This window comes from Streptomyces sp. NPDC028368, from assembly GCF_055565615.1.
This window is the reverse complement of record NZ_JBVHTY010000007.1, coordinates 190,426-209,054: the sequence shown is the minus strand read 5'-3', so window position 1 is coordinate 209,054 and position 18,629 is coordinate 190,426. Positions and strand designations below refer to the sequence as shown.

The 18,629-nt window shown below is 70.5% G+C and carries 16 protein-coding genes and 1 tRNA gene; 9 read left to right on the top strand and 8 right to left on the bottom strand.

Translation table 11 applies throughout. The features are described from left to right. Positions 1–57: 57 nt before the first annotated feature. Positions 58–1,878, top strand: a complete 1,821-nt coding sequence (locus ACZ4S3_RS18355) for a putative bifunctional diguanylate cyclase/phosphodiesterase (protein ID WP_467934839.1) — start codon at positions 58–60, stop codon at positions 1,876–1,878. A gap of 16 nt (positions 1,879–1,894) precedes the next feature. Here the strand turns inward: ACZ4S3_RS18355 and ACZ4S3_RS18350 are convergent, their stop codons facing one another. From ACZ4S3_RS18350 to ACZ4S3_RS18340, 3 genes are all read right to left on the bottom strand, one after another. Beyond that, positions 1,895–3,010 carry an LLM class flavin-dependent oxidoreductase gene (locus ACZ4S3_RS18350; protein ID WP_467934835.1) on the bottom strand — a complete coding sequence of 372 codons (1,116 nt, stop codon included), beginning with the start codon at positions 3,008–3,010 and terminating at the stop codon, positions 1,895–1,897. A gap of 163 nt (positions 3,011–3,173) precedes the next feature. Further along, positions 3,174–3,899, bottom strand: a complete 726-nt coding sequence (locus tag ACZ4S3_RS18345; protein ID WP_467934831.1) for a maleate cis-trans isomerase family protein — start codon at positions 3,897–3,899, stop codon at positions 3,174–3,176. A gap of 107 nt (positions 3,900–4,006) precedes the next feature. Beyond that, positions 4,007–4,918 (bottom strand): maleate cis-trans isomerase family protein, encoded by a 912-nt coding sequence (locus tag ACZ4S3_RS18340; RefSeq protein ID WP_467934827.1) that lies wholly within the window; start codon positions 4,916–4,918, stop codon positions 4,007–4,009. A gap of 208 nt (positions 4,919–5,126) precedes the next feature. Between ACZ4S3_RS18340 and ACZ4S3_RS18335 the strand changes: the two genes are divergently transcribed. After that, positions 5,127–6,092: a D-2-hydroxyacid dehydrogenase gene (locus tag ACZ4S3_RS18335; protein ID WP_467934823.1), complete on the top strand. Its 966-nt coding sequence runs from the start codon at positions 5,127–5,129 to the stop codon at positions 6,090–6,092. A gap of 82 nt (positions 6,093–6,174) precedes the next feature. Continuing rightward, positions 6,175–7,599, top strand: coding sequence for an amidase (locus tag ACZ4S3_RS18330; protein WP_467934819.1), 1,425 nt, complete (start codon positions 6,175–6,177; stop codon positions 7,597–7,599). Between the two features lie 173 nt (positions 7,600–7,772). Here the strand turns inward: ACZ4S3_RS18330 and ACZ4S3_RS18325 are convergent, their stop codons facing one another. Next, positions 7,773–8,273: a DUF3830 family protein gene (locus ACZ4S3_RS18325; protein ID WP_467934815.1), complete on the bottom strand. Its 501-nt coding sequence runs from the start codon at positions 8,271–8,273 to the stop codon at positions 7,773–7,775. 153 nt (positions 8,274–8,426) lie between these two features. On the opposite strand from ACZ4S3_RS18325, the gene ehuB reads away from it, so the two are divergent. The 6 genes from ehuB to ACZ4S3_RS18295 all read left to right on the top strand — a co-directional run bounded on the left by ehuB (position 8,427) and on the right by ACZ4S3_RS18295 (position 13,099). Next, positions 8,427–9,359, top strand: a complete 933-nt coding sequence (ehuB, locus tag ACZ4S3_RS18320; RefSeq protein ID WP_467934811.1) for an ectoine/hydroxyectoine ABC transporter substrate-binding protein EhuB — start codon at positions 8,427–8,429, stop codon at positions 9,357–9,359. Continuing rightward, the gene (gene ehuC / locus ACZ4S3_RS18315) at positions 9,356–10,135 is read left to right on the top strand and encodes an ectoine/hydroxyectoine ABC transporter permease subunit EhuC (protein WP_467934807.1); all 780 of its coding nucleotides are present in this window, start codon (positions 9,356–9,358) and stop codon (positions 10,133–10,135) included. The genes ehuB and ehuC overlap by 4 nt, the downstream gene beginning before the upstream one ends. Beyond that, complete coding sequence (ehuD, locus tag ACZ4S3_RS18310) at positions 10,135–10,785, top strand: ectoine/hydroxyectoine ABC transporter permease subunit EhuD (RefSeq protein ID WP_467934803.1); 651 nt, start codon at positions 10,135–10,137, stop codon at positions 10,783–10,785. The genes ehuC and ehuD overlap by 1 nt, the downstream gene beginning before the upstream one ends. Then, positions 10,775–11,641, top strand: coding sequence for an ectoine/hydroxyectoine ABC transporter ATP-binding protein EhuA (gene ehuA, locus ACZ4S3_RS18305; protein WP_467934799.1), 867 nt, complete (start codon positions 10,775–10,777; stop codon positions 11,639–11,641). Before ehuD ends, ehuA begins: the two co-directional genes overlap by 11 nt. A 550-nt stretch (positions 11,642–12,191) precedes the next feature. Then, positions 12,192–12,950: an IclR family transcriptional regulator gene (locus ACZ4S3_RS18300; protein ID WP_467934795.1), complete on the top strand. Its 759-nt coding sequence runs from the start codon at positions 12,192–12,194 to the stop codon at positions 12,948–12,950. Between the two features lie 75 nt (positions 12,951–13,025). After that, positions 13,026–13,099: transfer RNA gene (locus ACZ4S3_RS18295), tRNA-Lys, on the top strand. A 50-nt stretch (positions 13,100–13,149) separates the two neighbouring features. Here the strand turns inward: ACZ4S3_RS18295 and ACZ4S3_RS18290 are convergent. The 4 genes from ACZ4S3_RS18290 to ACZ4S3_RS18275 form a co-directional block, all read right to left on the bottom strand. Then, positions 13,150–14,928 carry an AMP-binding protein gene (locus tag ACZ4S3_RS18290; RefSeq protein ID WP_467934791.1) on the bottom strand — a complete coding sequence of 593 codons (1,779 nt, stop codon included), beginning with the start codon at positions 14,926–14,928 and terminating at the stop codon, positions 13,150–13,152. A gap of 437 nt (positions 14,929–15,365) precedes the next feature. Beyond that, positions 15,366–15,959: a lytic polysaccharide monooxygenase auxiliary activity family 9 protein gene (locus ACZ4S3_RS18285; protein WP_467934787.1), complete on the bottom strand. Its 594-nt coding sequence runs from the start codon at positions 15,957–15,959 to the stop codon at positions 15,366–15,368. 212 nt (positions 15,960–16,171) lie between these two features. Beyond that, complete coding sequence (locus ACZ4S3_RS18280; protein WP_467934782.1) at positions 16,172–17,185, bottom strand: VanZ family protein; 1,014 nt, start codon at positions 17,183–17,185, stop codon at positions 16,172–16,174. Positions 17,186–17,381: 196 nt separating this feature from the next. Further along, positions 17,382–18,623: a hypothetical protein gene (locus ACZ4S3_RS18275; RefSeq protein WP_467934778.1), complete on the bottom strand. Its 1,242-nt coding sequence runs from the start codon at positions 18,621–18,623 to the stop codon at positions 17,382–17,384. Between the last annotated feature and the right edge of the window lie 6 nt (positions 18,624–18,629).

The following is an 18,629-nucleotide window of genomic DNA, read 5'->3' as shown; positions in this document are numbered from 1 at the left end:
GCAGTGAGCGGACACCCCGACAGTACGGGCCGCACGCCCGGAGCGACGCTGCCATCCGTGACGGAACGTGACGACAGGGCCAAAGGGTCCGGCGGCGCCCGGCGCGCCCCCGCGCCCCCCTGCGACGTCTCGGCCCGCTGCGACGGCACCGCCGCCGCGCTCGCCGACTACCGCGCCGCCTTCCACGCCGCCCGCCTCCCGATGGCCGTTCTCAACCGCGACGGGCTGGTCCTCGCCGCCAACCCCGCCTTCGGCGAACTGGTCGGCACCGACCCGGACCAACTGGTCGCCGCCACCGCCGCGGATCTCACCGACCTCGGCGCGGACCCGCGGGTGTGGACCGCCTACCGCGAGGTGCTGTGCGGGCGCAGCGACCGGCTGCGCTGTACCCGCCGCCTCAAACACCCCGACGGGCACTCCGTATGGGTGGAGGTCACGGTCGAGCCGCAGATGGGCGAGGACCGGGTGCTGCTGTCGGTGGCCGACATCAGCGACCGGCACGATCTGCTGGCCCGGCTGCGGCATCTGCAGATGCACGACCCGGTCACCCGGCTGCCCAACCGCGCGCTCTTCTTCGAGCGGCTCTCCGCGGCCCTGGAGGCGGCCGCCTTCGAACCGTCCGGCACCGGGCGGATCGGGCTGTGCTACCTCGACCTGGACGGTTTCAAGGCCGTCAACGACACCCTCGGGCACCGCGTCGGCGACCGGCTGCTGAGCGCGGTCGCCCAGCGGCTGACCCGCTGCGCGGAGCGCGCCGGCGACCGCGGCCCCGGGCACGGCGGCCATCTGGTGGCCCGTCTGGGCGGCGATGAGTTCGCCCTCCTGGTGGAGGACTCCACCGGCACCGACCAGCTGGCCGAACTGGCCCAGTGCGTGCTGGACGCGTTGCAGCGCCCGTTCGACCTGGCCGGGCAGCGGCTGTCGGTCTCGGCCAGCATCGGCGTCGTCGAGCGGACCGCCGCCGGCACCACCGCCACCGGGCTGATGCAGGCCGCGGACACCACGCTGTTCTGGGCCAAGGAGGACGGCAAGGCCCGCTGGACCCTTTTCGACCCCGAGCGCAACGCGCACCGCATGACCCGCCAGGCGCTGTCCAGCACGCTGCGCCCGGCCGTCGAGCGCGGTGAGTTCACCCTGGAGTACCAGCCGCTGGTCGGTCTGGGTGACGGCCGGGCGCAGGGCGTCGAAGCGCTGGTGCGCTGGCGGCATCCGCAGTTCGGGACGCTGTCGCCGAATCGGTTCATCGCCCTGGCGGAGGAGAACGGCGCGATCGTCGAACTGGGCCGCTGGGTCCTGGAACGCGCCTGCCACCAGGCACGCGCCTGGCAGCTGGCGCATCCCGGCGGCCAGCCGCTGTTCGTCAGCGTCAATGTGGCCGTACGTCAGGTGTGGGACTCCGACCTGGTCGCGGACGTGGCCGGAATCCTGGCCGAGACGGGCCTGCCGCCGCGTCTCCTCCAGCTGGAGCTGACCGAGTCCGCGGTGATGGGCTCGGCCGGGCGGCCCCTGCAGGCCCTCCAGGCGCTCAGCGACATGGGCGTACGGATCGCCATCGACGACTTCGGCACCGGCTACTCCAACCTCGCCTACCTCAGCCGCCTCCCGGTCTCCGTCCTCAAGCTGGACGGCTCCTTCGTCCACGGCTTCCGCTCCCAGGAGCACCCCAACCCGGCCGACGAGATGATCGTGGAGGCTTTGGTGGCCCTCGCCCACCGCCTCGGCCTCACCGTCACCGCCGAATGCGTGGAGAGCGCCGAACAGGCCGAGCGGCTGCGCCGGATCGGCTGCGACACGGGGCAGGGGTGGCTCTACTCACGGCCGGTGGCGCCGGACCGGGTGGAGGCGTTGCTGGACGCGGGGCGGCGGACCGGGAGCTGAGCGCCGCCCCTTCAGGTCAGCCGCGCGGCAGCCCGTAGGCGTCGGCTATCAGCTCGTACGACCTGAGCCTGGCCGGCCCGCCGTGCGCGTTGGCCGTGATCATCAGCTCGTCGGCGCCGGTGCGCTTGGCGAGGTCGTCGAGGCCCTGGCGGACGGTGTCGGGGGTGCCGTGGATGACGTTGCCGATCCAGCTGTCGACGAAGTCGCGTTCCCGGTCGCTGAAGTCGTACGCCGCGGCCTCCTCCGGGGTGGGGACCAGGCCCGGCCGGCCGGTGCGCAGGCGGATCATCGACAGGGCGCCGGTCATGACCTGGCGGCGGGCTTCGTGCTCGTCCTCGGCGGCCAGGGCCGAGACGCCGATCAGGGCGTACGGCTCGGCGAGCACCTCGGAGGGGCGGAAGGAAGAGCGGTAGAGGTCGAGCGCGGGGACGGTGTTGGCCGCGGAGAAGTGGTGCGCGAAGGCGAACGGCAGGCCGAGCGCCCCGGCGAGCTGGGCGCTGAAGCCGGAGGAGCCGAGCAGCCACAGGGGCGGGCGGTGCGGGGACTGCACGCCGCCGGGCGAGGTGGCCTGCACCGGGCCGGGGACGGCGTGGATCTTGGCGTACGGATGGCCGTCGGGGAAGGAGCCGTCCAGGAAGCGGGTCAACTCCAGCAGCTGCTGGGGGAAATCGTCCGCGCCCTCGTGCAGCCTCTCGGTGCGCCGCAGCGCCGCGGCGGTGGCGCCGTCCGTGCCCGGCGCGCGGCCCAGGCCCAGGTCGACGCGGCCCGGGGCCATCGCCTCCAGCGTGCCGAACTGCTCGGCGATGACCAGCGGGGCGTGGTTGGGGAGCATGACGCCGCCGGAGCCGAGCCGTATCGACGAGGTGTGCGCCGCGAGGTGGGCGAGCAGCACGGCCGGCGAGGAGGAGGCGACGCCGGGCATGGAGTGGTGCTCGGCGACCCAGTAGCGGTGGAAGCCGCGGCGCTCTGCCGTACGGGCGATGTCGACGGCGGTGCGTACGGCGCCGGTGGCGGTGTTGCCGGCGCCGACGGTCACCAGGTCGAGCACGGACAGGGGGACGGACGCGGTGCCCCGGGCGGTGCCCCGGATGCCGTCGTCGGTGCCCGGGGTCTTGTCCACTTCGCCGCTCACGGTGCGGGTCCTCCTCGCTTCGCTGATCTGCGAGGTGGATAACCGGAGAAGTTCTCCGGTTATTCCCGGGGTCCGCTTTTTCCGGGGACCGCTTCGCCCGGGGCCCGCTCTTCCGGGGCCGGCCCACTCCCCGGTCCGCCCGCCAGGGATTACGGGACAGCCCTCAGGCGCGCGCCGCCCGCGCGAAGAGCGTCCCCAGCGGCGGGCAGGCGATCTCGCGGCCGAGGAGACGCAGCCCTTCCCAGACCGTGACCTGATTGGCGGTGAGGACCGGTTTGCCCAGCTCGGCTTCGAGGTCGGGCAGATACGCGGCGGTGTGCAGGGCGGTGTCCGGCAGCAGCACCGCCTCGGCGTCGGGATGATCGCCGGCCCGCGCGAGCCGGAGCACCTCCTCGCGGCCCCAGGTGCCGACCTCGGCGGCGGTGATGATGCCGCTGCCGCGGGTCGAGACGACCTCCGTACCGGCGGACTTCAGGAACGACTGGAAGCGCTCGGCGACGTCGGCCGGGTAGGTCGCGGCGATCGACACCCGGCGCGCGCCGAGCGCCTGGAGGGCGTGCGCGAAGGCGAAGGACGTACTGGAGGCGGGCAGGGCGGCCGTGACGGACAACTCCCGCACCTGTTCGTGGGCGCCCTCCCAGCCGAAGACGAAGCTGGCGCTCGTGCAGGCCCAGACGACGGCTTCGGCGCCTTGGCCCTTGAGGTCGTCGACGCCGGCCGCGAGCCGCGCGGCGGAGCCCATCTCCAGCAGCGCGTCGACCCGATGGGCGTCCTCGCCGATATCGGTGTGCACGAGCGGCAGCCGGACCGCGCCGCCCAGCAGCGCTTCGAGCCGGGGGTAATCGTCCTCCGCGGAGTGACCGGGGTAGAGGAAGCCGACCGATGCCATGCAGTTCTCCCTTTCGCGTACGGCGGTGGGTGCGGGTGTCTTGATGAGCGCTGCCGGCGGTGCGGCCGCCGGCAGCGCGGTGCGAAGGGGCCGGGCCCCTGGCGGCCTCAGACCGAAGGCGTGGGGCCGGGATCCTCGGGCAGGTAGGGCGGTGGCTCGATGCCGTCACCCGCCTCCCCGTCAGGAGGCGCGGGCGGCCCGGCGAACGCGGCCTCGGGGGTCACCCCGGGCCGGCTCTCCGGCACGCCCGTGCCCGTCCCGGTCATCGCGGCCGGGCCGCGCCGCGCCACCGGGTCGAGCAGCGCCTGGTACGGGCCCACCGCGTAGGCGCCGATGGCTCGCAGCGCCGCCCACATCGTGACCTGGTTGGCGGACAGCACGGGCATCCGCAGCTCGGCCTCCAGCTGCGGGATGACGTCGTAGGTCGGCAGGTTCGTACAGCTGATGAAGAGCGCGTCGGCCGCCCCGACCACGGCGGTGCGGGCCATGTCGACGACGTCGCGGTAGGGCACCTTCCAGATGTGCCGGGTCAGTCCGAGGTAGGCGCGGCCGGTGACCGTGATGCCCGCCTCGCCGAGATACTCCTCCAGGGAATCGGTGACCGATTTGGTGTACGGGGTCACCACCGCGATGCGTCGCGCGTCGATCTCACGCAGCGCCTCGAGGAGTGCGCCCGATGTGGTGAGGGAAGGCACCTCCCCCGCCTGGGCCATGGCGGCACACATGGCCCGCTCGCCCGCCACGCCGCCGACGAAGCTGCCGGAGGTGCAGGCATAGGAGATGACCTGCGGGGAGACCGCGCACAGTGCCTGTACGGCGGCCCGCAGGGTTTCGTGCTCGCTGACCAGACGGGCCAGACCGAGGCTGACCTCGACGGGCACGAATGGAGTCCGGGTGAGGTGGAGGGAGACATCGTCGGGGACCCACCGCCACAGCTCACGGTCGAGCGCGAAGTCGAAGGGAGCGACGACGCCCACGCCGAGCTGAGGCTGTGGGCCTCCGAGAAAAGAGACGTCCATGAAGGCCCCTAGAAGAAACGAAGGGCGGGAATGGCCAGGCCAGTGGCCGAGGGATGTGGAGCAGCCGGTGCATGCCGGGACGTCGGAACAGAGCCGTTGTTGACACGGTAGATACGACTTCTTAGCGTGGTCAATCCTCGCATCTCAGGCATCTGTCGGCGCCCTTTTCTTTCATAGAGGGCACACGTTTCAGAACGGTTTCTGGCCTATGTCCGAAAGCACCGTCCTTGTCCTCGGTTCCGACCCGCCGCCCGCACTCGACCGGCTGACCGGCCGGGCCCGGGTGATCTACGCCGACGAGACCTCGCTGGCCGGCCTACTCCCCTCCGCGGATGTGCTGTTGGCCTGGGATTTCACCTCGGACGCGATCCGCGAGGCATGGCCGGAAAAGGGTCCCAAACCCGGCTGGGTGCACACCGCCAGCGCCGGCGTGGACCGCCTGCTGTGCCCGGCGCTGATCGCCGACGACACCCTGGTGACCAATGCGCGCGGCGTCTTCGAGCAGCCGATCGCCGAGTACGTCGCCGGGCTGGTGATCGCCATGGCCAAAGATCTCTACGGAAGTTGGGAGCTCCAGCGACAGCGGCGCTGGCAGCACCGCGAGACCCTCCGGGTGGCCGGCACCCGGGCGGTCGTGGTGGGCTCCGGCCCGATCGGCCGGGCCATCGGCACCACCCTCCTGGCACTGGGTGTCAAGGTCGACCTGGTCGGCCGCCGGGCCCGCCCGGACGACCCGGAATTCGGCTTCGTACACCCGAGTGACGCGCTGAACGACCTGCTGCCCCACGCCGATTGGGTGGTCTGCGCGGCGCCCCTGACGGAGTCGACCCGCGGCCTCTTCGGCAAGGAGGCGTTCGCCCGGATGACGCCTCAGACACGGTTCATCAATATCGGGCGCGGCCCTCTGGTAGTCGAGGACGATCTCGTCGCGGCGCTGCGCGGCTGGCGGATCGCGGCCGCCGCGCTGGACGTCTTCGAGCACGAGCCGCTGACCACCGACAGTCCCCTGTGGGACGTCCCGCATCTGATCGTCTCGCCCCATATGAGCGGGGACACGCTGGGCTGGCGGGACGCGCTCGCCGAGCAGTTCCAGGACAACTTCGACCAGTGGTCGGCCGGCGAGCCGCTGCGCAATCTCGTCGACAAGCGGCTCGGGTACGTACCGGTGCAGTGACGGTGCGGGACGTCCGGGCCCCGGCCCGCCCCCGCACCCCGCCCGCCGCCCTCCCCGGGGGCGGCCAACGCTCGGAGGACGCATGACGAACGGACCGACCTCGACCCGCCTCGCCGACCTCACCGCCACACAGCTCACCGCCGGGTACGCAGCCGGCGAGTTCTCCCCCGTCGAGGCCACCCGGGCGGTCGTGGAACGCGCCGAGGCCGCCCAGACCCGTACGAACTGCTTCACCCGGATCGCCACGGACGAGGCGCTGGCCGAGGCCAAGGAGTCGGCGGAGCGCTGGCGGTCCGGTACGCCCGCCGGTCCGCTGGACGGGGTGCCGGTCACCGTCAAGGACCTGCTGCTGACCCGGGGCGCGCCGACGCTGCGCGGTTCACTGACCGTCCGGGCCGAGGGCGCGGCATGGGATGAGGACGCGCCGGCGGTGGCCCGGCTGCGCGCATCCGGCGCGGTGTTCGTGGGCAAGACGACCACCCCGGAGTTCGGCTGGAAGGGTGTCACCGACAGCCCGCGGCACGGGGTGACGGGCAATCCGTACGACCCGGAGCGCACCGCCGGCGGCTCCAGCGGCGGCAGCGCGGCGGCGGTGGCGCTGGGCGCCGGGCCGCTCAGCCTGGGCACGGACGGCGGCGGATCGGTCCGGATCCCGGCCTCCTTCTGCGGGATCTTCGCCCTCAAGGCCACCTACGGGCGGGTCCCGCTCTATCCGGCCAGCCCCTTCGGGACGCTGGCACACGTCGGGCCGATGACCCGGGACGCGGCGGACGCGGCGCTGATGATGGATGTGATCACCGGGCCGGACTGGCGGGACTGGTCCCAGCTGGAGCCGCCGGGGGGCTCGTTCCGCGCGGCGCTGGAGCGGCCGGTGGCCGGGCTGCGGGTGGCGTTCAGCCCGTCGCTGGGCTGGGATGTGCCGGTCGCGCCGGAGGTTGCGGCGGCGGTCCGCGCCAGTGTCGAGACGCTCGCCGGGCTCGGCGCGGTGGTCGAGGAGATCGACCCGGGCATCGCGGACCCGGTGGAGGCGTTCCACACCCTGTGGTTCAGCGGCGCGGCGCGGGTCGTACAGCCCCTGGACGACGCGGCGCGCGAGCTGCTCGACCCGGGGCTGCGGGAGATCTGCGAGCAGGGGGCCCGCTACAGCGCGCTGGACTATCTGGCGGCCGTGGACACCCGGATGGCGCTCGGCCAGGCGATGGGCCGTTTCCACAGCGCCTATGACCTGCTGGTGACGCCGACCGAGCCGATCACCGCTTTCGAGGCGGGCGTCGAGGTACCGTCCGGATCCGGCCACGCCCGCTGGACGGGCTGGACGCCGTTCACCTACCCCTTCAACCTGACGCAGCAGCCCGCCGCGACGCTGCCCTGCGGGCTGGACGGCGGCGGGCTGCCGATCGGCGTACAGCTGGTGGGGGCGCGGCATGCGGACGCGCTGGTGCTGCGCGCCGCGCACGCGCTGTACGGGGCGGGGGCCGCCCGGATCCCCGCGCCCCCTGCCCCCTAGGGGCTGTCGTCAAACTCCCGTCGTTCGCCCGAAGGGCGGGCCCCGCGGCGTCTGGTACGTGCGATCGCAAGGCGGAGGGCCGCCCCGATACTGGGCGTATCGGGGCGAGCCCGACAACGCAGCGAGCGTGCGTGCCAGGCGTCGCGGGGCAGGCGGGAGTTTGACGACAGGCCCTAGGCCCGCCGGAAGTTGAGGGTCTCCCCCAGGGCGCCGGCCCGCCACAGGTCCTGGCAGGCATCGGCCATCCGGTCCAGGCCGTCGACGACCGCACCCCACACGATGCCCGGCACCCAGCCCGCGTCACCGTTGATCAGCAGGTTGTTGCGCTCGTAGAAGAGGGCGAGATCGACGACGGTGGCGCGGCCCTGGTGCGTGGCCTCTTGTTCGTAGCCGTAGGACGCGGTGCCCAACTGCGTATCACTGAAGGTGAAATAGCACAGATCGCCGGGGATCGGGGTGATCGTGGGGTTCTCGAGCGGCGGCTCCTGGGGGGCGAACGGCGGGACCAGGGTGTAGATCTCGTTGCGGGCGTATTTGGCGTGATAGACGTCGCCGCCGAGCGGGAGAGCGTCCCAGACGGCGTTACAGGTGATCGGCGCGCGGTCGTCGAGCAACTTGGCTGTGCAGCTGACGCCGCGCTTGTCCAGGAAAACTTCGATGAAGCGATCGGTCATGCCCAGATCGTAGGGGGGCAATACCGGCTTACGGAACAAGTCCCGCCGCACGTATCTCCCTCACTCGCCTCTCTCACCCGTATCACTCTCGCTTTCATCAAGGGCCGGAAACGATCGGCATATGTTCGAAGGGTTTCGGGTAGTCGCGCGCCCATGGCTCCACCACAGGGGAAGACCTCAAAAACCGAAGAACAATCAACAGGCGGCATCCGTCGCCGCTCGCTGCTCGCGGGGGTAGCGGCGCTCGGCGCAGCGGGTGCAGTAGGGGCGACCAGCGCCTGCAGCCGGGTGTCGACGGACGAGGCCAAGGACGGCGGGCATCTGCTGCAGCGGCTGCGCGCCAAGGGCTCGGTCACGCTGGGCCTGGCGGGTGAGCAGCCGTACGGCTACATCGGCCGGGACGGCAAGATGACCGGCTCGGCGCCCACCATCGCGGGGGTGATCTTCAAAAGGCTCGGCGTGCCCAAGGTCGAACCCTTTCCGACCGATTTCGGTTCGCTGATCGTCGGGCTGAATTCCCAGCAGTTCGATGTGGTTGCGGCGGGTATGTACATCAACCCCGAGCGTTGCGCAAAGGTCATTTTCGCCGATCCCGAATATCAGATGCTGGACGCTTTCATCGTCCGCAAAGGAAATCCGCTGGGGCTCCACACCTACAAGGACCTCGCCCGCACCGGGGCGAAGGTGGCGACCGGCGTGGGATACGCCGAGATCGGCTACGCCGAGGAAGCCGGCGTCAAGGAGATCACCACGCTGCCGGACCAGCTGGCGGGTCTGCTCGCCGTCGAGCAGGGCCGGGTGGACGTCTTCGTCGGCACGGCGGTGACCGTACGCAATGTCGTACAGCAGTCGAAGACCACCCGGGCCGAGGCGACCGGCGAGGTCACCCCGTATGTGAAGGGCAAGCCGGTCATCGATGTCGGCGGCTTCGCGTTCCGCACGCCGGAGACCCATCTGCGCGATGCGTTCAACCGCGAGCTGCACAAGATGAAGAAGTCCGGCGAACTCCTGGATCTGATGCGGCCCTTCGGCTTCACGAAGCATCAGATGACGAAGATCACCGCCAAGGAGAAGTGCCGGCCATGAGCGATATCAGCTGGGGTTTGTGGAAACTCCTCCTCAACGGCGTCTGGATCACCGTCCAGTTGACCGTCTACAGCGCGGCACTCGCCGCGGTGGTGGCCTTCGGGATCGGCATCGCGCGCACCCACCGTCTGCGGATCGTCCGCTTTCTGTCCGGCGCCTATTTCGAGATCTTCCGTGGCACCTCCGCGCTGATCTTGATGTTCTGGGTGTTCTTCGTGCTTCCGATGGCCTTCGGCTGGCAGCTGGTCCCGATGTGGGCCGCGGTCCTCACCCTCGGCCTGACATACGGCGCGTACGGCTCCGAGGTCGTCCGCGGCGCCATCGCGGCGGTCTCCCCCGCACAGCGCGAGGCGGGCATCGCGCTCAGCTTCTCGCCCGCCCAGCAGCTGCGGAAGATCGTCCTGCCGCAGGCCTGGCCGGAGATGGTCCCGCCGTTCAACAACCTGCTGATCGAGCTGCTCAAAGGCACCGCGCTGGTGTCGCTCCTGGGCGTCCCCGACATCACCTTCGGCGCGCAGCTGGTGCGGAACGCGACCGCACAGAGCGCGCCCGTCTACACGATCATCCTGGTCATGTACTTCGTACTGGCCTTTGTGCTGACCCGGGGGATGCGTGTGGTGGAGCGGCACGCCAAGACAGGTATCGGCCAGGCCCCGCCGAAGCGGGCCGGGCTGACATCGAGGTTGAGCATCGGCCGGCAGTCGTCTCCGATCGGCCCGGTGGCCCGTACGGCCACCAGCCCGACGACCGGCGCCGCAGCGGAAGGTGATGTGTGATGACGTTCGACTGGTCCGCGGTCGGCGACTTCATGCCGATGTTCTGGAAGGGCGTGCTGGTCACCCTCCAGGTCCTGGTGCTCGGCTCGCTGATGGCCTTCGCGCTCGGTCTCGTATGGGCACTTGCGCAGCGCTCCTCTCTCAAGGTGGTGCGCTGGCCGGTGACCGCGATCACCGAGTTCGTCCGCAACACCCCGCTGCTGGTGCAGCTGTTCTTCCTCTACTACGTGATGCCCGAGTGGGGCATCACGCTGACCGCCATGGTCACCGGCGTGATCGGGCTCGGCCTGCACTACTCGACGTACACCGCCGAGGTCTACCGCGCCGGCATCGACGGCGTACCGGCCGGCCAATGGGAGGCGGCGACCGCGCTGAGCCTGCCGCGCAGCCGCACCTGGATCGCGGTGATCCTGCCGCAGGCGATCCGCCGGGTCGTCCCCGCGCTGGGCAACTACGTCATCGCGATGCTGAAGGACTCTCCGATGCTCGTCGCCATCGGTGTGCTGGAAATGCTCGGCGAGGCACGGCAGTTCTCCTCCGAGACCTTCCAGACCGTCGAGCCCTACACGGTCGTCGGTATCGCCTTCATCGTCATCGCCTACCCCGCTTCTCTTCTTCTGCGAGCCCTGGAGCGTCGCCTTGTCCGCTGACAGCACCCCCAACACACCCAAGAACACCGCGAACGGGCAGGGCGTTGCGTCCGGCACCGGGACCGGCGAGAGCGCCAACCCGGCGGTCGACGGCAGCGAACTGATCCACTTCGACAAGGTCACCAAGCGCTTCGGCTCCCACACCGTCCTCGACTCGCTGGACATGAAGGTCTACTCCGGCAAGCACGTCACGCTGATCGGCCCCTCCGGCTCCGGCAAGACCACGATCCTGCGGCTGATGATGACGCTGCTGAAGCCGGACGAGGGCACCATCACGCTCAACGGCGAATACCTCACCCACGAGAAGAAGGGCGACAAGCTCGTCCCGGCGAGCGACAAGCACAGCCGCGCGATCCGCAAGAACATCGGCATGGTCTTCCAGCAGTTCAACCTCTTCCCCAACATGAAGGTGCTGCGGAACATCACCGAGGCACCGGTGCACGTCCTGGGCCTGGACAAGGACGCCGCGGAGGAGCGGGCCCGCGAACTGCTGGACCTGGTGGGCCTGACCGAGCACCTCGACAAGTACCCCACCCAGCTCTCCGGCGGCCAGCAGCAGCGGGTCGCCATCGCGCGGGCGCTGGCGATGCGGCCGCAGGTGCTGCTGCTGGACGAGGTGACCTCGGCGCTCGACCCGGAGCTGGTGGCCGGCGTGCTGGACGTCCTGCGGGACATCGCGCACACCACGGACATCACGATGCTCTGCGTCACGCACGAGATGAACTTCGCCCGGGACATCTCGGACTGCGTGATGATGTTCGACGCCGGCCGGGTCATCGAGTTCGGCCCGCCGGAGCAGATCTTCACGGACCCGGAGCACGAGCGGACCCGGGAGTTCTTGAGCGCGGTGCTGTAGCGCCGGGTTGGTGCGGCGGGGGCGCTTGGTCCGGTGGTGCGTGGTCCGGTCGGTGCGCGGTCCGGTGGGACCCGGCCCGGTGGCCGTCCGGCTTGATGGGCATGGACATTTGGCTTGATGGACGTCTGGCTTGATGGACGTCTGGCTCGTGGGATCCATGAGGCCACCGGGACTCGCGCGACTCCCGTGACGGCTGCCCCCGTCGTTGCCACCGATGCGCCCCCGGCGCACGCCCAAGCACCTCTATGTGCGCCCCCGTGCCACGTGCAACGGAGCCCGGCCCTCTCCGAAGGGCCGGGCTCCGGCACGTCACAGGATGCCCACCCGGCGCACGACCCACCCGCTACCGTGCCTGTGTCATATGCCAGTGAAACTCTCTCCTGCACAGACGCGTGAAAGACATCGTCTTTCGGTCAAGACCCCCTCCATCGCGGGCCGTTGACCGCTATCGTGATACGAGCCCCGTTGTCCGGGAACGGTCCGCGCATGCGCCGCCGTGACCGCCGACGAGGTGACGACGCAAGCGGTAACAACCTGCTAGGGGGACACCGTGGCGCTGAAGCCCGAGCCGACCGCGCCGTTCCATTCGGTGCAGTACGCCCTTCGCGTGCTCGAAGCGATCTCCAAGCACGCCGACGGCGTGACCGATGTCCAGATCGCACGCGAAACCGGCCTGCCCACGGGCCACCTCGCCCACATGCTGTCGATGCTGCGGCGCGAGCGCTATGTGGAACAGGTCGCGGACGGCGCGTATGTCGTGGGCGAATCTCTGCTCCTGCTGGGTTCCGGCGGCGACCGGAACCACGCCCTGCGCGACAAACTGCAGGTCACCCTCGACGAACTACGCGATTCGGTGGGCGCGGCGGTCTACATCAGCCGCTACATCGACGGCGAGGTCAAGATCCTGCACTACGCCGACGGGCCACTGGCCCCGAAGGTCAACGAATGGGCCGAATTCCGTCGCACCGCCCACGCCAGCGCAGTAGGCAAGTGCCTGCTCGCGCAGCTGGACCACGATGGCCGGAAAGACCACCTCTCGCGTCACAAGACCGCCCGGCTCACCTCCCGGACGATCACCAACGAGAAGGTTCTCTTCCACAAGCTCGACAGCCAGCCACCGACGGTGCCCGTTCTGGATCTTCAGGAGTACGCCGTCGGCACGGTCTGCGCGGCCGTCCCGATCACCGCCGGTTCGACGGTCGGCTGCCTCGCGCTGTCCATGCCCCTGGAACACGCCCACCGTCTGCGCCAGGCCGCCGACGCCCTCAACCGCCGAGCCGCTCCGGTGCTGCTGTCGCTGGCGATCTGAGCGGGGATCGCCGGGCCGGTGCGGGCGTGGTCGGGAGCACCCCTTCGGACCAGGTAGTATTTCTTCCGTCAGCGCGCGCCGCTAGCTCAGTTGGTTAGAGCAGCTGACTCTTAATCAGCGGGTCCGGGGTTCGAGTCCCTGGCGGCGCACCTGTGAAGTGGGTGTTCTCGGTTCTCCGGGGACGCCCACTTCTGCGTTCTCACCGCTCCAGGAGGTGGGCGCGATCGTGGTCGCGGTAGCGGGCCAGCAGGGCGGCACGGTCTTCACCGGTGAAGCGGCGGTATGAGCTTCCGGCGGGTGCGGCAGCCCCGGCGGCCCCCGCAGATGCGGCCCCCATCGGCGTCCACCAGACCGGTTCCGGACAGCGGAATCCGGCCCTCCGGAGGGCGACCCGGTGCACCTTGTTGGTGGCGGTCACCGGGAGCGCGGCCACGGTCCGTACGAAACGCGGCGCCATTTTCGTCCCGAGATCGGGCTGAGCGGCGAGAAAGGCCACGAACTTCTCCGGGTCGAACGCCGCGCCGTCCCGCACCGCAAGGGTCGCCATGACCTGGTCTCCGGCGACGGGGTCGGGCACGGCGTAAACGGCGACGCCGGTGGCCGGGGCGTAGCGGGCGAGGATGTTCTCGATCATCGCGGCGGCGAGATTCTCGCTGTCGACCCGCAGCCTGTCGTCGGTACGGCCCGCGAAGTGGAAGAACCCCTCGGCATCCCGGAAGAAGAGATCGCCGGTCCAGTACCAGCCGGCGCCGGCTCGCCCCGCCAGGTGGCCGCGGGTGCGCGCGGCGGTGGCCTCCGGGTTGCACCAGTAGCCCTCGAAGGAGCTGCGGCCGCGATTGACCAGCTCTCCTATGGCCTGCTCGCCGTTCAGCAGCCGGCCGTCGGCGTCGAGGCGGGCGCGCGGCAGCTCGGCGCCGGTTTCCGGGTCGACGACGGCGAGATCGTCACCGGGGGCGGGCCGCCCGATGGCGCCGGGCGGGGTGTCCGATGAGCGCTGGAGTGCGGCGCCGCCCTCGGAGGAGCCATACCCCTCTATCAGGCGCACACCGAACCGGTCCGCGAAGCGGGCGGCGTCGACCGTTCCCGCCTCGGTGCCGAATCCCGTACGGAGCGGGTGGTCGCGGTCGTCGGGAGCGGGCGGCGTGGCGAGCAGATACTGCACGGCGCGGCCGACGTAGGTGAAGTACGTGGCGTCGTAGCGGCGGACATCCGGAAGGAAGGCGGAGGCCGAAAAGCGGCGCCGCAGTGCGACGGCCGCGCCGCCGGCGAGCGCCGGGGCCCAGCCGGCGATCACGGCGTTCCCGTGGAACATCGGCATACAGAGGTAGTGCACATCGTCCCGCCGCACCCCGAAATACCTGACCAGTGAATGCCCGGCGGCGGCCAGCCGCCCCTGGGTGCAGATGGCGGCCTTGGGCGCGCCGGTGGAACCGGAGGTGAAATAGAGCAGCATCCGGGAGGCGGGGGTGGCGGCGCAGGGGCCGCTGATCTCGTCGGGGCGGGCGTCCTCGTACGGCTTGAGCAGCTCGCGGTACACCGGGTCGTCCACGACGAGGACACGCTCGGGCGGAATGGGCAGCTCCAGCCCCGCCAGCAGGGGCAGGTGGGCGCGTTCGGTGATCAGCACCGCGCAGTCGGTGTGGGTGATGTCGCGGGCGAGCTCGGGACCGCGACGGGTGGGATTGATACCGGCCACGGCGGCCCCGGCGAGCGCCGCCGCGCTGAGCCAGAGCGGGTATTCGGGAACGTTGTCGAGCAGCACGCCCAGATGTGGTTCCGCCCCTCGCGGCAACAACTCCCCGAACAGCGCCGCCCGCGCGGCGGCCCCGGCAGCCATCTCATGGTGCGTGCGCACACCCTCGCCGGACTTCACTCCGGTGCGGTGATCGCCCCACTGTGCCTGTACCAGCTCCGCGATGGTCGCGGGGCCACCGGCCGCAACGGGGGTGTTCCTGCTGCTGGTGCGCTTGGCTGCCATGGCGTCGGAGGGTAGTTGACTGTGCGTCAGATGTAGAGCCATGCGTCAGACGTGAAGGCCTGCCTCAGGCGCGGAGCCGTCCATCAAACCGTGGGTCTACGAGCAGCCCTGGGGATGACCAACCCACGGTTTGACGTGCCCGCCGCACGCCTCTCATACCGTTGTTCACGTTCGAGCGAGGGCGCGGGAGCGCACGAGAGGGGGCGCCATGACTACGGCACCGACGAGGGGAACGGCGGCACAGGATCGGCATCTGATCGAGCGCCTTGAGAGGCGCCTCGGGCCGGTCGAGCACGGGTGGAGCCGCGGCCCGGACGGCCGGCCCATGCCGCTCCGGGTGGCCGAGTGCGGTGGCGGCGAACGCGGCGATCGGGCCGAGGCCATGGGCGCCGGGGGCCTCCCCGAGGGAAGGCAGGGAGGCCCGGCGGAAGGGCAGATCAGGAGAGATCGACGTCCGAGCAGGCGTAGAACGCGTTGCCCGTGTCGGCGATGTTCCAGACGCCCAGGATGATGTGGCGCCCCGCCTTCTGTGTGGGCACGGTGCCCTGATGCTGCACCGTCTCACCGGGCTGTGCGCCGCCCATCGGGACCGTCATGAATGGCTCGGGCTCCAGGTCGGCGCGGGTGAGTGGCTTGCTGGGGTCGTAGCCGTCCTTGGTGATGAAGTATTCGAAGTCCGTGGTGGAGTGGCGTGCCGTCAGACGCCAGGTGAAGGTGTAGCCCTGGCCCGGGGTGAGCTTGGTGCCGGGCCACTTGCCGCCGCGGGGGTCGTCGAGTTCGGCGAAGTTGTCGTGCCCGCCGGAACAGATCTTCCCGTCGGCGGGTCCGGCGGCCGGGAAGCCCTTGGGAGCCTCGACGCTCTGCGGTTCGTACTGAATCGCACCGCAGTCCTTGACCGTCCCGTTGGCGCAGAGCGCCTGCCGGCTGGGGGGTGCGTCGCTGTAGCCGTGACTGGAAGCGCTGCCCGTGGAGAGGAAGGAGGCACCGACGATACCGAGTCCGATCACGGCAGCACTGATCCGTTTGCGCATGCTTCGCTCCTGAAGAACGTGGGGGGAGTTCCGTGAGCTGGTGACGTGCGGTCTAGACCAACTGGCAGACTAGTGAGGGAGGTTGAACATGTCCATACCAATGACAACGGGATCTGTGCCTGCGGGATCCGTGCCTGCGGGATCTGTGCCTACTGGATCTGCGCCTACTGGGGCTGCGCCTTCTGGGGACGTGCGTTCCAGCTGTGGGCCTTCTAGCTATGGGCCTTCGCGGCCACGATCCGTCCGGACGTCGCGACGGTGAGGTCCAGCCGTATGGCGGGCATGGCGCCGTGGGCGTGGCGCCGGTAGCTCAGGACGTGGGCGCCGCGCAGGTGGCTGCCCTGCTTGCCGGGGAGGGGCCGGAAGGTGGTCTCGGCTCCCGTCATGTCACCGGGAAACCATCTGCGGGCGAACTTCTCGCCGGAAGCCTTCATTTCGGGCCCGGTGAGGTGGCCGGCGTCGTCTTGGGTGGCTTTCGACCGTACGCTTTCGAGCTTGCGGGCAGGCCATAGCGCGGAGACATTTCCTCGTCTCGTCGTTGCCAGCAGGCGGAATCGGCCATGCCCCAAGTATCTGGTCACTGACCCGGTGATGTCCGCGTGCTTGCCGAAAAGCTCGACGACCGTCCGGTTCAACCATTCGTCCTGCTGCCGGAAGTCGCGGAACGTCTTCCGTGCCTCGAAACCCTTGGCCTCTCCGTTGACGGTGGTGGCAGAGGAATGGAAGGCGGCCGTGAAGGCTACGGCCGCCGTGACGGCCAGGCCTGTGCTCCACGCGATGTCTTTGCGGGTGAAGGGGGTGCGGCGCTGCTTGATCCAGAGAAACACGGTGCCGCAGATCGCGCCGGCGATGCCCCCTGCGGCGTTCGCGGCAATGTCGTCGTAGGTGCACGCGCGGCCCAGCGAGGCCCATGCCTGGAGGAGTTCGATGGAGCAGGCCAGCATGGCGGCGCCGACGGCGACCGTCACCGGGCGCCGGAAAAGGAGGACGGCGACGAAGCTGAGGGGGATGAACAGCAAGAAGTTCAGCTGAGCGGATTCGGAGGCGACAAAAGCGGCCGCCGGAAGGCCGGCGTCACAGACGAAAGCCCGGTCGCCTCCACCGCCCGGGGTCAGGGTCACCGCAAGCACGCCGGAAAGTGAGGTGCTGAACAACAGCGCGAGGATGAGGGATTTCTTCTTGGCCGCGGCGGTCAGCGCGACAGGAATTCCCAGCAGGATGGCCATGGCGAGGAATGCGGGAACCAGGCCGGGCAGCGCGCCGACGGAAGCATCTATCACTGGGGGGTGTCTTTCGAAGGTGAGCCGTTGGTGTGGAGGGATTCTCTCCCGAGGCTCGCGCTTCCGTCGGGCTTTTACCGACGCCGATGGAGCGTCGGCACGGCGTAGTTCTCTTTCTTCTACCGGCAGTTGGGGCGTGGTGTCAGGCTGCGGCCGGGAGCGGGGTGGACGTGGGGTGGGCAGCAGCGGTGTGGACCAGGGAGGTGTAGGTACGGCGTAGGGCTATGAGGGATTCCTGCGCCTCGCGGTAGGTGGCGGCATCGGGGCCACCTCGGTGAGCGAGGGTGCGGACCGGTGCGCAGTGGCGGTCCATCGCACTCAGCCAGGCGCGATGGGGTGCCGGGAGGTGGCGGCGATGGAGTTGGCGCCTGCCTTCACCCGGCCGGCGGCCCCCGACGCCGAGTACCGCGTCCGCGGCCTGGAGGACCGGGGGTTCCAGGGCGCCCTGCTCAGCGAGGGCGCCGAGGACCGCGCGCTGCTGCGGGGTCGTCGGGGCGGCCGCCAGTTCCGCGGCCTCGGAGCGGAGTTGGGCGCGCAGGGCGTGCTGTACGCGGACCAGGCGGCGTAGGGCCGTCTGGGTGGAGGAGTCGTCGGGCGCGCGGCCCGCGAGGGTTTCGGCGAGCCGGAAGAGCCAGATCCCGTGCGCCTCCAGGCGGGTTGCGGCCAGCATCAGACGGTCGAGGCGGCTGAGCGGCTGTCCCTCGGGGGCCCAGCGGACGATGGGGACGAGCGGTTCCGTGCGGGCGAGTTGGTCGATGGGGATGTGCTTGCGGGGTTTGCGTTCGGGGGCCCAGTTGCGTAGCGCGAGGGTGGGCAGCGCGACGAACTGGTCGTGGTCGATGCGGTGGGCGACGGCCGCCCACAGGTCGAGAAACGCCTCGTCGGCGATCCGGCGGGCGGCCGGGGCCTGTGGGTCGAGCCCGTTCCAGCCGCAGGACACCGCGATCACCGCGACGCGCATCGCCGCGGCCTCCGCGTTGCGCGGGGACAGCCGGGAGACGCGCTGCCGCAGGGCGCTCAATTCATCGGCGCGGTGGGCCCGTTCCACGACGGCGATGGCGGCCTCGCGGCCGGGGGCGGCCGCCGCGGCGTGGGCCATGGCGTCCAGCCGGGTCCAGGTTCCGATCATGGAACGGACCGGGGGCCGCTCGGGAAGGAAGCCGTGCGTGCGGGTGTCGTGCGGCGGTGCGCACGGTGGTGAAGACGGAGGCGAGGAGGGAGGCGAGGAGGGTGCGGGTGACGGCAGAGGGGAGGCGGTGCGGGTGCCGGCGTCGGCAGCGGCGTCCGCGGGGTGCCGCATCGGGGTTCGCTGCGCGGGCGGTATGCCGAAGTCGGTCATCGTCGTGAGGTCGATGTCGAGGTCGAGGTCGGTCGGGGTCGGCATGGTCGG